The sequence below is a fragment of the Halorubrum persicum genome (assembly GCF_002727125.1).
Taxonomy (GTDB): domain Archaea; phylum Halobacteriota; class Halobacteria; order Halobacteriales; family Haloferacaceae; genus Halorubrum; species Halorubrum persicum.
Genome location: NZ_NHOA01000133.1, coordinates 1 through 12968, shown reverse-complemented (window position 1 = coordinate 12968; position 12968 = coordinate 1). Strand labels below are relative to the sequence as shown.

Annotated in this window: 14 protein-coding genes and 1 pseudogene; 8 read left to right on the top strand and 7 right to left on the bottom strand. The window is 70.3% G+C overall.

The features are described from left to right. Positions 1–131 precede the first annotated feature (131 nt). The 4 genes and pseudogenes from DJ69_RS14255 to DJ69_RS14240 all read right to left on the bottom strand — a co-directional run bounded on the left by DJ69_RS14255 (position 132) and on the right by DJ69_RS14240 (position 2992). A pseudogene (locus tag DJ69_RS14255) lies at positions 132–798 on the bottom strand (30S ribosomal protein S3ae). After that, complete coding sequence (locus DJ69_RS14250) at positions 795–1109, bottom strand: KEOPS complex subunit Pcc1 (protein ID WP_099256211.1); 315 nt, start codon at positions 1107–1109, stop codon at positions 795–797. Before DJ69_RS14250 ends, DJ69_RS14255 begins: the two are co-directional and overlap by 4 nt. Then, positions 1106–2356, bottom strand: a complete 1251-nt coding sequence (locus DJ69_RS14245; protein WP_099256210.1) for an exonuclease RecJ — start codon at positions 2354–2356, stop codon at positions 1106–1108. Before DJ69_RS14245 ends, DJ69_RS14250 begins: the two co-directional genes overlap by 4 nt. Positions 2357–2521: 165 nt before the next feature. Continuing rightward, entirely contained in the window at positions 2522–2992 is a 471-nt protein-coding gene (locus tag DJ69_RS14240; protein ID WP_099256209.1) for a 30S ribosomal protein S15, read from the bottom strand. Positions 2993–3371: 379 nt separating this feature from the next. Here DJ69_RS14240 and DJ69_RS14235 point away from each other — a divergent pair, with 379 nt between their 5' ends. The 4 genes from DJ69_RS14235 (at position 3372) to DJ69_RS14220 (ending at position 7343) form a co-directional block, all read left to right on the top strand. Further along, a complete protein-coding gene (locus DJ69_RS14235) occupies positions 3372–5027 on the top strand; it encodes a Na+/H+ antiporter NhaC family protein (RefSeq protein ID WP_099256208.1) in 1656 nt (551 codons plus the stop codon). Continuing rightward, positions 5024–5290: a DUF7513 family protein gene (locus DJ69_RS14230; protein ID WP_099256207.1), complete on the top strand. Its 267-nt coding sequence runs from the start codon at positions 5024–5026 to the stop codon at positions 5288–5290. The genes DJ69_RS14235 and DJ69_RS14230 overlap by 4 nt, the downstream gene beginning before the upstream one ends. Positions 5291–5415: 125 nt before the next feature. Further along, a complete protein-coding gene (locus tag DJ69_RS14225; protein ID WP_099256206.1) occupies positions 5416–6099 on the top strand; it encodes a PHP domain-containing protein in 684 nt (227 codons plus the stop codon). Positions 6100–6104: 5 nt separating this feature from the next. Then, positions 6105–7343, top strand: a complete 1239-nt coding sequence (locus DJ69_RS14220) for an asparagine synthase C-terminal domain-containing protein (protein WP_099256212.1) — start codon at positions 6105–6107, stop codon at positions 7341–7343. A 325-nt stretch (positions 7344–7668) separates the two neighbouring features. Here DJ69_RS14220 and DJ69_RS14215 read toward each other — a convergent pair whose 3' ends face one another. Beyond that, positions 7669–8331, bottom strand: a complete 663-nt coding sequence (locus DJ69_RS14215) for a uracil-DNA glycosylase family protein (RefSeq protein WP_099256205.1) — start codon at positions 8329–8331, stop codon at positions 7669–7671. A gap of 343 nt (positions 8332–8674) precedes the next feature. Between DJ69_RS14215 and DJ69_RS18535 the strand changes: the two genes are divergently transcribed. Both DJ69_RS18535 and psmB read left to right on the top strand, forming a co-directional pair. Continuing rightward, positions 8675–8848, top strand: a complete 174-nt coding sequence (locus DJ69_RS18535) for a hypothetical protein (RefSeq protein ID WP_180271835.1) — start codon at positions 8675–8677, stop codon at positions 8846–8848. 278 nt (positions 8849–9126) lie between these two features. Beyond that, a complete protein-coding gene (gene psmB / locus DJ69_RS14210; protein WP_099256204.1) occupies positions 9127–9858 on the top strand; it encodes an archaeal proteasome endopeptidase complex subunit beta in 732 nt (243 codons plus the stop codon). 122 nt (positions 9859–9980) lie between these two features. On the opposite strand, the gene DJ69_RS14205 is transcribed toward psmB, so the two are convergent. Then, positions 9981–10757: a protein sorting system archaetidylserine synthase gene (locus DJ69_RS14205; protein ID WP_099256203.1), complete on the bottom strand. Its 777-nt coding sequence runs from the start codon at positions 10755–10757 to the stop codon at positions 9981–9983. A gap of 216 nt (positions 10758–10973) precedes the next feature. Between DJ69_RS14205 and DJ69_RS14200 the strand changes: the two genes are divergently transcribed. Together DJ69_RS14200 and DJ69_RS14195 are read left to right on the top strand one after the other, a co-directional pair. Next, positions 10974–12116, top strand: a complete 1143-nt coding sequence (locus tag DJ69_RS14200) for an SPFH domain-containing protein (protein ID WP_099256202.1) — start codon at positions 10974–10976, stop codon at positions 12114–12116. Positions 12117–12258: 142 nt separating this feature from the next. Further along, complete coding sequence (locus tag DJ69_RS14195; RefSeq protein ID WP_099256201.1) at positions 12259–12876, top strand: winged helix-turn-helix transcriptional regulator; 618 nt, start codon at positions 12259–12261, stop codon at positions 12874–12876. 31 nt (positions 12877–12907) lie between these two features. On the opposite strand, the gene DJ69_RS19310 is transcribed toward DJ69_RS14195, so the two are convergent. Beyond that, positions 12908–12968, bottom strand: a 61-nt coding sequence (locus DJ69_RS19310) for a DUF7123 family protein (protein ID WP_449404444.1), incomplete at its 5' end; no start/stop codon positions are given.

Below are 12968 nucleotides of genomic sequence, written 5' to 3'. Positions count from 1 at the left end.
TCCCTCGCGCGTGCTCCTCGCGCCCGGTGGGCGCTCGGAGGCACGCGCCACCGTCTCCGATCTCCATTCTGGATAGCGCCGCCGCTGGGTGATCGATAAACGGAAAAACTGCGGAGTCGCTCGGCGAGGCGTTACTCGTCGGCGTCGACGGCCACTTCGTCGGCGTCGACGTCGACNNCCGGCGTCGACGTCGACGGCGGTCTCCTCTTCGGCGGCGACCTCGGACGGGCGTGCTTCGAGGGTCAGCTTCTGGACCTCGACGCGGCGAAGCGGGTAGATGAGCTTCGCGTCGCCGTAGATGGCCGACGAGAGGTTCCCCTCGACGATGGCGTCGACGAACGACTCGAAGGTGCGGTCCTCGGCGGCCGCGTGGACCTTGTCGATCATGACGCGGCGGATCGCCTTCTCCTGCGAGCGATCGGCCTTCTTCGTCGTCAGCGCGACGGGCTGGACGCGGATGCGGTAGTCGTCCGTCGTCAGCACCGTGATCGACGCCTCGACCTTCGAGGCGCCGCGGCGGACGAGCGAGCGCAGGTAGTCCCGCGTGAGCTCGTACTTGATGAACTCGGTGTAGGCCGTGTCGCTGCCCACGTCGGTGATCTTGAACGTGAGCTTCGTGTTGTTCGCGCCGGAGTCGCCGGTCAGCTCGCCCAGCGTCGTCGTGATCGTGCGGCCGACGACCTGCTCGGGCTCCTCGGCGAGCGTCTCGCCGAGCTCCTGCCGGTCGAACTGTTCGGGCGCCAGCACGGTGTACCAGCGCTTCTGTTCTCTGCTCTTGGATACGGATCGTTCGCTCATGTGTTGGTGTCTGTGTCGCCGTTGGTGTCGGAGCGGCGCGCTCCGTCGTCGGCCGCGAGGTGGGCCCTCGCGCGCTCGACGAGTCGGTCCGCGACGCGTAGGTTCACGACGTGGTCGTCCACGGTCGACCGCAGCCCGCCGGTGGTGGGGCGCTCGACGACGCACTCGATCGCGTCGCCGTCGACGCGGGTGGCCATCGAGTCGGTCTCGTCCGGGGCGAGCGCGGCGGCGACGAGGGCGGCGTCGGCGTGGGTCGTCCGGACGGTCGCGGTCCGGCCCTCACTCTCGCTCGGAGCGGACTCCCCGCTCATAGCGCCTCCCTGAGCGCGGCGAGCGCGCCCGTGATGTCGCCGTCGATCTCGCTCTCTGCGACCGCGATCCCGCCGCGCTCGGCGGTCCCCCAGCCGTCGCCGCCGACGTCGCCCGCCGCGGACCGGCAGGCGTCGCCGATGCCGATCGGCTCGGGGGGCGCGTCGTCCGCTGCGCGACTCCCGTTGATCGCGGCGGCCGCCAGCAGACCCGCGGCCTCGTCGACCGCGACCGCGACCGGCTCCGGCGACCGGAAGTCCCGGGCGAGCCGGGCGACCGTCGGCAGGACGGCGGCCGCGTCGGGCGCGGCCCCGTCACCGCCCCCGGTGTCGTCTCCCGCGAGGTCGACGCGAGCGACGAAGCAGCCGTCGTACCGGGCGGCCGTCGCGGCGTCGAGGGCGCGGTGCGCGGCGAGCCCGTGCGTCCGCCAGGCGTCGAGCGTGGCGGTCCGCAGCTCGGTGTCCGGGTCGGCGTCGAGCGCCAGCGCGACTCCCGTGCCGGGAGCCTCGCGGGCGAGCGCGTCGAGCACGTCGGCGTAGCCGCCGACCGTCTCGAACGGCGCCGCGTCGCCGACCGTCGCGTAGGGGCGGAGCGCGCGCTCGACCGCCGAGGCGGCCCGCGCGCTCGCGCCGTCCGCGTCGGCGACGTCGACGGCGACAAGCGACGCGAGGCGTCGGTGGGCGTCGTCGTCGATGTCGGCCGGGAGCCCGAGCTCCGCGAGCGCGGCGCGCGCGGCCTCGCCGTCGCCGGAGTACGGCGTCCGGACGAGCGTCGAGGCCGCGAGCCCGTCCGCCACGTCGGCGGTCGGGAGCGCGACGCCGGGGCGTCTGCGGACCCGGTCGTCGCCCTCGGCCGCCGCCAAGGCGTCGCCGGAGCCGTCCGTGCCGGGCACGGAGCCGGCGGCGACGACGCCGGCGAGCGCGACGACCGGATCGGGATCGTCGTCGCCGAGGGCGCGCGCGATCGCGAACGCGTCCGCGCTCGCCGGGCGCCTCGTGCCGGGTATCGCGTGCGGGCCCCGATCCGCGCCGACGGCCACCGCGACGGCGTCGTCGCGGGCGTCGGGGACGGGGTCCCGAGACACGCGGACTTGGAACGGCGTGCCGACCGCCCGCAGCGCTCGTGCGAGGAGCGCGGCTGCCGCGAGCGCGTCGCCGTCGTCGGTCGCGACGAGCCGGGCGAACGGCGCGTCCGCGAGGACGCCGGCGAGGGCGTCGGGGGCGGGCGTGACGGATGTGGCTTCGGTCATCGGGTGGGTCGTGTGGTGCGGTCGTGGGGCGGTGCGTTCTGGGTCGGTTCGTCGTGGATCGATGCGTCGCGAATCGACGCGTCGCGTCAGTTCGTCGCGACCTGCTGTCGCGTCGTGTCGGTTACTCGTCCGAGCCGCTCCCCGTCGGAGCCGGCCTCGGCGTCGTCAGTTGTCGCCGAGGAGCTCGGCGGCGTTCTCGTAGGTGTACGTGAACTCCTCGTCGATCTTGTCGCCGCGGTAGTAGTTCGCGAGGCGGCGGATCTTCGACTCCGTGTTCTGGAGCGCGCGCTTGTTCTGGTGGTCCTGCCCGTTCTCCGCCATGTGCTCGCGCAGGCGGATGGCCTGGGACATCAGGTTCCGGAGGTCCTCGGGGAGCTCCGAGTCCGCGTCGTGCTCATCGAGGATCTCGGTGACCTTCTTGCCGGTGGCCAGCTTCACGTCGGGCACCGGGACGCCCTTGACGCCCTCGTCACGGAGCTTGAGTCCGATGACGCTGGGGTCGTGACCCTGCTCTGCCAGTTCGACGACGCGGGACTCGATGTCCTCGGCGTCGACGTCGCTCCACTCCGGGTTCTCGTCCGTCGCCGGCTTGTCCGAACCGGACGAACCGCGACGGCGCGTGTGCATTCGTGCCATTGTGTATCTGGTTGGAACGGCACAACCGCAACGTGACCGCGACTCCGCGCGGCGCGGCTGACGGACGGCTCGCGAGTCGAGCGGTCCGACCGGGCGGCCCGCGGAAGCGGGCGTCCCGACCGCGACGCCGGAGGCGTCGGCGCACTGCTACATTCCCAAGCCGTGGGCGAAAAGACCCCGGCGCGTCGGATCTGCAGCTGTGCTGTTCCCGTCTGTGGGGTCGGCGTCGGGGTTCTTAAGCGTGTTCTTGTGGCTCTCCCGGACGACCGCGAGAGCCCACGTCGAGTGACGCGAGCGGGACGAGGGGCGGACGCGCCGACGGATGCGGGACACGAGGGTTTACGTAGGTCGTGGGTTACCGGATGCGTGGGAAAGACACATGACCGACGAATCCGACGGCGACCCGATCGACCGGACCGGCGACGAACCACCCGACTGCGCTCCGCCCGGCGGGGGCGGCTCCGACGTGTCCGACGTCGGATCCGCGTCGGGGAGCGAGTCCGAGACGAGCGGCGAGCTCGCGACTGACGGCGGACTCAGCGCCGGGACGGGAACGGAGACAGACGCCGAGCCGCGGATCACGTTCTACGGCGGGAAGTGGGCGAGCACGATCCCCCTCGCCTTCTTCATCGTCTGGGCCATCTTCCAGAGCGGAATCCTCAGAGTCGGCGGCTCGGACGGACTCGTTATCGGGGCGCTGATCGGGACGATCCTCGGGATGTTCTTCGTTCGCGGGAGCTGGAAGACGTACGCGGACACCATCTTCGAGGGGATGACCCAGCGCGTCGCCGCCACGGCGATCGTCGCGTGGCTGTGGGCCGGGATGTTCGCCGACACGCTCCAAGTCGGCGGGTTCGTCAACGGGCTCATCTTCGCCGCCGACGCGTTGAACGTCGGCGGGGCGACGTTCCCGGCGGCCGCGTTCGTTCTCTGTGGGCTGCTCGCGACCGGAATCGGGACGGGGTACGGCGCGACCATCGCGTTCGTGACCCTCTTTTTCCCGGCCGGGGTCCTCCTCGGCGCGAACCCGGTGCTGCTGTTCGCCGCGATCCTGTCGGGCGCCGTGTTCGGCGACAACCTCGCGCCCGTCAGTGACACGACGATCGTGAGCGCGGTGACGCAGGATGCCGACATCGGCGGCGTGGTCGCCTCGCGGTTCAAGTACGCGATCGCGGCGGCGGTGCCCGCGTTCGTCGCGTACCTGGTCATGGGCTCGGTCCTACCGGGCGCGAGCCTCGAGGGCGCGGCCGAACTCGACGCGGCTGCGGCGGGGCTGGTCCACCTGATCTCGATGGGCGTCGTGATCGTGACCGCGGTCGCGGGCCGACACATCGTCGAGGCGATCTCGTGGGGGATCGTCGTCGCCGTCGCGTCCAACCTCCTGTTCGGGCTCTCGTCGGTGAGCGACATCCTCGTGTTCACCGTGAGCGAGGCCGGAACGTTCACCGCGCTGCCGTTCGTCGCGGTCGGCGAGACCACGGGCGTGGGCGGGAGCCTTTATACGGGCGCGACCGGCTTCTTCCCGCTCATCGTGTTGACGCTGCTGATCGTGTCGATGGCGCAGATCATGATCCGCGGGGGCGGCTTCGAGGCGATCTTGGAGTTCCTGTTGAACTCCGTCGCGACCAACGTCCGGCGGGCCGAGCTGACGATGGTGCTCGGCACGGCGACGATCAACGGGATGATCACGATCAACACCGCCGCGGAGATCGCGATCGCCCCGTACATCGCGCGGATCGGCGAGAAGTTCAACATCAACGGCTACCGGCGCGCGAACATTCTCGACGCGAACACCTCGGCGCTCGGGTACATCTTCCCGTGGGCCGGCGGCGTCCTCGTCGGCTACCAGGTGATGGTGGGTCCAGGGGGGCTCGGCGCCGAGTACGGCGACGCGATGGTGGTCAACCCCATCGAGGTCGTGCCGTACGTGTTCCACGGCTGGTTCCTCGTGATCGTCTTCCTGATCGCCGCGATCACCGGGTTCGGGCGGGAGTACATTCCCGACCGGACCTCCGAGGAGGTGTCGCGCGCATGAGCCGCTTCGACAAGTTCTTCGCCGGGTTCTCGTTCCGAGGCTCGACGCCCGACTACGACACCGGCGACGTGATTGAGGTGATGGTCACCGGTCAGGAGGGCGACACGGCCGTCGCCCGCATCGGCGACTCGACGCTCCGGATCGAGGACGCGCCGGCCGACGCCCTGAACACCCGCGTGCTGGTCGCGGTCGAGACGTGGGACGTGGCGGCGCACCGCGGGACCGGAACGTACCGCGAGACGGTCGGCGGAAGCGCGTTCTGACCGGCCGGCCCGGCGCCGGAGTCGTTTTTCCCGGACCGCGTCGCCGGCGCGGACTCGCCCGCCGCTTTCGACGCGAACCGCCGCGGACCGGGGCGCTTTTGAACAGCACGCCCGAATCAGAGCGCGTGTTATCGGTCGAGCTGCACGCGCACTCCGCGCTGTCCTACGACGGACGCGACCCGGTTGACCTCCTCTTGGAGCAGGCGTCGGCGGTCGGACTGGACGCGCTCGCCGTCACGGACCACGACGAGATCGACGCCAGCATCGAGGCGGCCGAGAAGGCCCCCGACTACGGGCTCGTCGGCATCGTCGGCATGGAGGTGACGAGCGCGGCCGGCCACGTCCTCGCGTTCGGCATCCGCGAGCGCGTCGAGAGCGGGCTCCCCTTCGACGAGACGCTCGATCGCATCCGCGATCAGGGCGGGATCGCGGTCGTTCCCCACCCCTTCCAGAAGTCCCGGCACGGCGTCGCGGCCCACATCAGCGACGAGCAGCTGGCGAGCGCCGACGCCCTCGAAGTGTACAACTCGCGGCTGTTCACGGGGCGGTCGAACCGACAGGCCGAGAAGTTCGCGATCCGGAACCGGCTCCCGATGACCGCCGGCAGCGACGCCCACATCTCGGAGATGGTCGGACAGGCCGTGACCGAGGTCGGTGCCGACGAGCGCTCGGCGGCGGCGATCCTCGAGGGGATCGCCGACGGTCGGACCAGCGTCGTCGGGAAACGGACGCCGTGGCGCGTCTCGCTCCGCCAGTTCGGCGGCGGGGCCAAGCGCCGCGCGCTCCGGGCGCTGGACGCGTTGCGGTGACCGCGATGGGCGGCGCTCATCCCACCGAGCTGTGCGGGGCATCACCCGAGCACGTCCGCGACGCCCTCCGTGACGGAGACGCCCTCCCCGGCGGACGCGGCTTCGCGGGGCTCCTTCGCGATCCGCCGGACCGCGAGGGGTCGGTGCTCGTCAGGGACGCGCTCGGCCGCCAACCGCTGTTCGTCGAGCGCGGCGCCGCGGGCGTGGCGCCCGAGGGCGGGTCAGCGACCGACGGCGATCCAGCCACCGACTGCGATCCAACCACCGACCGCGATCCCACGGCTGCCGACGCGTGGAGCTTCGACCGGACCGACCTCGACGAACCGGAACCCGTCCCGGCAGGCGCTCTCGTGTCGGCGGCGGGGACCGAGCGCGTCTGGTCGCTTCCGGACGGCGGCGCGGTCGACGCTGAGTCCGGACAGGCCGCGGTCGACGACGCCCTCGGCGCCGCGCTCGCCGATCTCGACGTTGCCGGACCCGAACCGGGAAGCGACGCCGGCGACCTCGCGGTGGCCTTCTCCGGCGGTGTCGACTCGGGCGTCGTCGCCGCCGCGGTCCCGGACGCGCCGTGTTACGTCGCCGGGTTCGAGGGGTGTCACGACATCGAGGCCGCCCGCGAGGCCGCCGCGGCGATGGAGCTGGAACTCCGCGTCGTCGAGATCACCCACGACGACCTCGTGCGCGCGGTCCGCGAGGTGGCCGCGGCGACCGGACGGCGCAACCCGATGGACGTCGCGATCGCGGTCCCGCTGTACGTCGCGGCGGAGGCGGCCGCGGCCGACGGTATCGATCGGCTCGCCGTGGGGCAGGGCGCCGACGAGCTGTTCGGCGGCTACAGCAAGGTCGCCGACCCCGTCGGCGACGACCGCGTCACCGCGGAGACGGTGCGAGGCGCGCGGACCGAGACCGTCCGAACGCTCCCCGGACAGCTCGAACGCGACGTGCTCGCGCTCCGCGCCGCCGGGGTCGAGCCGGTCGCGCCGCTGCTCGACGACCGAGTCGTTGCGGCCGCGCTCTCGCTGCCGGGCGAACTGCTCGCGAGCGACGGCGAGCGCAAGATCGCGCTCCGGCGGGCGGCGACCGGGCGCGTGCCGGAGTCGGTCCGGACGGCCGACAAGAAGGCGGTCCAGTACGGAACGTACGTCTCCCGAGAGCTCGACCGGCTGGCCCGGCGGGCGGGGTTCAAGAGACGGATGGACGACCACGTCGGGCAGTACCTCGACGCGCTGCTGGGGACGGAGTAGGCGAGGACCGAGCGGCGCGAAAAACGGCCCGTGAGGGCCGGTGCTGACCAAGCCGCCGTATGGAGTACCAGTCCTACGGCCGACGCCCGATCGTTCGGGCGCCTACTGACGAAAGACGGTGACTGATATAAAATTCGGGGAGTAGCGACAAATATCACACCAGCGTCCCGCGAATGAATGACGTTCGAACACTAATCTCTCGGATTCGCGCTAATCGATCCGATCGGAGCCTCGGAGCCATGTCGGAACCGCACATCCATCCGGCCGAGCGATCGGACTGAGTGGGGTGCGCCGCCGCGGGCGGTGGTCCGTGCTCCGGTGCGCGTCACCTGACGAGGTACGGGTCGCTGCCCGCGATGAAGCGCCCGAGGTCGCTCTCGCGGCGGAAATCCGTCGATCGGAGCTCGCGGAGCGCGGCGGCGAGGCGGTCGCCGTCACCCTCGGTCCACTCGACGGGGTCTTTGATCGGGAGAACGAGCCACCCGGAGCCGAGCAGCTCCTCGGCGTGGAGCGCGTCCATGTCGATCTCCGTCTTGTGCGCCCGCGAGGTGTACTGCCGGAGGACGTGGTCGGTCGCGCGCGCGCCGACCGGGAGGAGGACGTGGGCGGCGATCGCCCGGATCTCCGCGTCGAAGAACCGCTCCATGTCGTCGTACGACGACTCGTCCGGGCGGCCGTCGGACACGCACATGTGGAGATACGAGAAGAACGTCCGGTCAGCGGCGATCGGCCCGGCGGTCGCGTCGTCGTCACTCGTCGGGGGATCGTCGAACCCCGCGATCAGTCCCCCTTCGACCAGCGCGGAGAGGAACGCGGTCGACCACGGCTCGCCGGTGAACGGGACGCCGGTGTCGGCGCCGCCGTGGACCCCGGGGTAGTCGCCGATCACGTGGAAGTCGGCGTTGGCGTCGCCGTACCCGGGCACGAACGACTCGCAGTCCGGTCGCATCCCGAACGGGTTCCGCGTCCTGTCCGTAACGTTCTGCACGCCGCGTGATAGGCGACGGACCGGTTAAATCGCGTTCGGTCCGTACCCGGACCGATCCGAGCGCCGAGCATAGCTCCGAGGCCGACGGGGACGACCGAGCCGTCGATCTCGGATCGCGTCGCGATCGCCTAGAGGCGAGGCGCACGAGGCGCAAACGATTCCCATAACTTATGGAAACGAGCGGGATTCGAACCGCCGTGAATATCCCGATCGTGACCGCCCCCCGTTTATATTTCATAATCGTTAATTTATGACCCCAAACCGCATGACTGCGTCGAGGTGGGTCGCTCGCGCTCCCCGGAAGGTATTTATACGTACCTCCGCTCCGGTTGCTCGAAGACCCATGTTTGACCGCATCCGTACGGCGGCTCTCTTCGGGCTGCACCAGGCGACCGTCGCCATCGGGATCTCGCTGTTCCCGGTGGCCGTCTTCGCCCGCGAGCAACTCGGTATCAACGTCCCCATCGGCCGGCTCGTCGAGACCACCGGCGAGGTATACGAGGCCACCGAGGAGTGAACGCGCCGGCGCCGTCGTGACGACTCGTTTTCTGGACCACCCGTCCCGAGCGCACCGACGATCCAGAGCGCCCGCCAACGTCGAACGCTCACCGTCGTTGCCGTGACTCGTCCCTCACCGTCGTTGCCGTGCCCCATCCAGCGCCTCGGAGCGCGCGTATTCGCCGTGCGTCGTCTGAATATCGTCGGAGCGCGGTCGCCGACGAATAGACCCGTCGGAACCGGCGGTCGGTCCCCGAAGGGTTGCCTTTATCAGCGCGCCGAGCCAACGGAGGCGTAATGCGAACACCGACTGGCGACCTCTCTGACGGGCCGGCCGAAGAGCTTGGCCGCGACCAGCCCGTCTTCGGACCGGAGATCGGCGAGTTCGAACACAGCGAACGCCGCGCGGCGCAGGCCGACGGCGAGGGCGAGATGAAGACCGGCACCACGACGGTCGGCATCAAGACCGCCGACGGCGTCGTGATGGCGACCGACATGCGCGCCTCTCTCGGCGGCATGGTCTCCTCGAAGGATGTCCAGAAGGTCGAGGAGGTCCACCCGCGCGGCGCGCTGACCATCGCCGGCTCCGTCTCCGCGGCCCAGAACCTCATCTCGACGCTGAAAGCCGAGACGAGCCTCTACGAGACTCGCCGCGGAAAGGACATGTCGATGGAAGCGCTGTCGACGCTCACCGGGAACCTCCTCCGGTCGGGCGCGTTCTACATCGTCCAGCCGATCCTCGGCGGCGTCGACGACGAGGGCGCCCACATCTACTCGATCGACGCCCTCGGCGGCACGACCGAGGAGGAGTACACCGTCACCGGCTCCGGCTCCCAGTACGCCCTCGGTGTCCTCGAACAGGAGTACCACGATGACGTGAGCGTCGACGAGGCGAAGACCATCGCCGCGAAGGCGATCCAGTCCGCCGTCGAGCGCGACCTCGCGTCCGGCAACGGGATCAACGTCGCCGTCGTCACCGACGAGGGCGTCGACATCACCCGCTACAAGGACTTCGACGACCTCCTGTAAGGCGGCCCCCGAACTCGTTTTGCGACCCGTTCCGCGCTGTCAGTCCGCCCGTTTCCCTCCACTCACCCGTGTACCCGTTTCGTGCCGAGTGGTTCCGCCGCGCCCAGTGACGCGCCGACAGCCTAGGCGCCGCGATCCTCGACGGCGTCGGCGTCTGTCGCGTCGTCCACGTCCCTCGGCGACTGGATCCCGTCCCCCCAGTAGAACCGCGGACCGAGGACGAGGTAGCCGGCGGAGAGGAACAGCAGCGCGAACGCGAACCCCTCCCCGATCCACGCCGGGAGGAGCGAAGTGACCATGTGGCCGACCGGGGTGAGGATCACGGCCGCCTGTACGACGCCCATCACGAGCGCGTCCTGCGCGTGGAGGTCGGGGTACGTGACGGTCGACCCCATCAGCAGGGCGAACGCGGCGGTCGCCGCGACGAGCAGCGGGGGGGCGGTGTAGCCGGCGATGACGGCCGCGGCGAGCACCGTGGCCGCCAGCGTCGTCGGCACGCCCACCGTCTCGCGCTCGTCGGTGTCGTAGGCCGTGTACATGCCGAGCCGGGCGACCGCCATCGAGACGAACAGGGCCGCGACGGCGACGCTCGCGGCGACGAAGACCGGTTCGGTCGCGAACGCCCGCGCATCGAGGACGACGAACGCTACGAGCGCGGCGGGAGCGACCCCGAACGACGCCACGTCGGCCAGCGAGTCGAGGTACGGACCGGCGTCCGTGGAGCCGCGATGCCGCGCGACGACCCCGTCGAGCCCGTCCGCGACCGCGGCGAGCAGGATGAGGCGGGCCGCGAGCCGGGGGTCGACGGCCGCGGCGACGACCGCGAGGAAGCCGACCGCCGCGTTCGCCACCGTCACCGCGTCTGCGAGCCCGAGCCGCCCGACGAACCGCAAATGCATACGGGATCGGTTGCCGAGCCGGGTTTTAGGGTTTGTTATCTTCGAAACGACTCCCGCTCACGCCGGCGCCCGGTTCGCAGTCTCCCCGCGCCGACCGACGTCGCGCTTCCGTCCGGGCGCGACCGGCTCCGCGTTCCGTGCGACGGGATCGGCGTTGCTGGAGCGTACACCCCGATCGGGCGAAGTATTAACAACGCGTTGGTCCAACTTCTGTCCATGGATCCGATTACCCTCCAATCCGGGCTCGGCTTCGGCCTGGTGAGCGTTGGGCTGCTCTTCCTGCTTCTGGTGGTCGTCACGCTGTGGCAGTCGTTCGAGATCGTCGACGCCTACGAGAAGAAGACGCTCACCGTCTTCGGTGAGTACCGGAAGCTGCTCGAGCCGGGTATCAACCTCATCCCGCCGTTCGTCTCCCGCACCTACGCGTTCGACATGCGGACCCAGACGCTGGACGTTCCCCGTCAGGAGGCGATCACGCGGGACAACTCGCCGGTGACGGCGGACGCGGTCGTCTACATCAAGGTGATGGACGCCAAGAAGGCGTTCCTCGAAGTGGACGACTACAAGAAGGCCGTCTCGAACCTCGCGCAGACCACTCTGCGCGCCGTCCTCGGCGACATGGAACTCGACGACACGCTGAACAAGCGGCAGGAGATCAACGCGAAGATCCGGAAGGAGCTGGACGAGCCGACGGACGAGTGGGGGATCCGCGTCGAGAGCGTCGAGGTCCGCGAGGTCAACCCCTCGAAGGACGTTCAGCAGGCGATGGAGCAGCAGACCTCCGCCGAGCGCCGTCGCCGCGCGATGATCCTCGAAGCGCAGGGGGAACGCCGCTCCGCCGTCGAGCAGGCCGAGGGTGACAAACAGTCCAACATCATCCGCGCGCAGGGCGAAAAGCAGAGCCAGATCCTCGAGGCACAGGGGGACGCCATCTCCACCGTCCTCCGCGCGCGCTCGGCCGAGTCGATGGGCGAGCGCGCCATCATCGAGCGCGGCATGGAGACCCTCGAAGAGATCGGCAAGGGCGAATCGACGACGTTCGTCCTCCCCCAGGAGCTCACCAGCCTCGTCGGCCGCTACGGCAAGGCCCTCTCCGGCTCCGACGTTCAGGAGATGGAAGGGCTCGACGGGAAGGAGTTCGACGACGACACCCGGAAGATGCTCGGGCTCGACGACATCGACGAGATCCTCGGGCAGATCGAGGAGTCCGCGGAGATGAACGTCGAGGAGCTGGAGAAGGAGGCCGAAGCCGTCAAGGCCGGCGGCGCCGGCGCGGACATCAAGTCGGCCGACGAGGTCATCCAGGAGATGGACGAGGAGGCCGTCGACGGCGACGCCGAGACCGAACGAGAGAGCTGACCGAGAGACGCCGTCGCCGATCGCGATTTGGGACCGCAGTGTTCCGTCGACGGGTGCGACGCCCTATCGACGCCCACCGCCCGGAACGGTCCGATACCGCCCCGAACGAAGTGCTTTAGTCGAACGGACGACGATTACGCCCGTGACAGACGGGATCGACGGGCGGAAACGCGAGACGCTCCGGCGGTTCGCCGCCATCGGAGCCGCCGCGCCGTTCGTCGGGACCGCAAGCGCCGACTCGGACGGCGACGGGGGCGACGCGAACGAGACCCGCGAGGCGATCCGCGGGTACGTGCCGACGACGCCCGGCGCTCACTTCTCGAAGCTTCGCGACGACCTCCGGCTCGGCACCGGCGAGGCGCAGCACCACCTCCGGAAGCTGGAGGAAGCGGGCGAGATCGAATCGGCGAAGGACGCCGACTACCGACGGTACTTCCCGGCCGACAGGTTCGGCGACCTCGACAAACGCGCGCTCGGGTACCTGCGGCGCGATACGTCCCGGGGGATGATCCTCGCGCTGCTGCGCGACCCGACGGCGACCGGCGCGGACCTGGCGGCCGAGCTCGGGGTCTCCCGACCGACCGTGAGCACCGCCGCCGCCGACCTCGAAGCGGCCGGGCTCCTCGACCGGACCGACGGCTACACGCTGACCGAACCGGAGCGGCTGCTCACGCTCGTCGTTCGGTACGCCGACTCCTTCGACGCCGACGCCGTCGCGTTCGCCGACGACGCGTCGTCGCTTGTCGCGTACGACCCGTAACCGCGCTCTCGTCGCGGACTCGCGCGCTTCGTCAGACCGTGACCATCCACGTCGTTCCCGACGAGTACCCCCACTTCTCGACGTCGATGTCG

Coding starts and splice junctions, on each gene's coding strand:
- DJ69_RS14250 (WP_099256211.1), bottom strand. CDS start 1,109: ATGAGCGGGGAGTCCGCTCCGAGCGAGAGTGAGGGCCGGACCGCGACC.
- DJ69_RS14245 (WP_099256210.1), bottom strand. CDS start 2,356: ATGACCGAAGCCACATCCGTCACGCCCGCCCCCGACGCCCTCGCCGGC.
- DJ69_RS14240 (WP_099256209.1), bottom strand. CDS start 2,992: ATGGCACGAATGCACACGCGCCGTCGCGGTTCGTCCGGTTCGGACAAG.
- DJ69_RS14235 (WP_099256208.1), top strand. CDS start 3,372: ATGACCGACGAATCCGACGGCGACCCGATCGACCGGACCGGCGACGAA.
- DJ69_RS14230 (WP_099256207.1), top strand. CDS start 5,024: ATGAGCCGCTTCGACAAGTTCTTCGCCGGGTTCTCGTTCCGAGGCTCG.
- DJ69_RS14220 (WP_099256212.1), top strand. CDS start 6,105: ATGGGCGGCGCTCATCCCACCGAGCTGTGCGGGGCATCACCCGAGCAC.
- DJ69_RS18535 (WP_180271835.1), top strand. CDS start 8,675: ATGTTTGACCGCATCCGTACGGCGGCTCTCTTCGGGCTGCACCAGGCG.
- psmB (WP_099256204.1), top strand. CDS start 9,127: ATGCGAACACCGACTGGCGACCTCTCTGACGGGCCGGCCGAAGAGCTT.
- DJ69_RS14205 (WP_099256203.1), bottom strand. CDS start 10,757: ATGCATTTGCGGTTCGTCGGGCGGCTCGGGCTCGCAGACGCGGTGACG.
- DJ69_RS14200 (WP_099256202.1), top strand. CDS start 10,974: ATGGATCCGATTACCCTCCAATCCGGGCTCGGCTTCGGCCTGGTGAGC.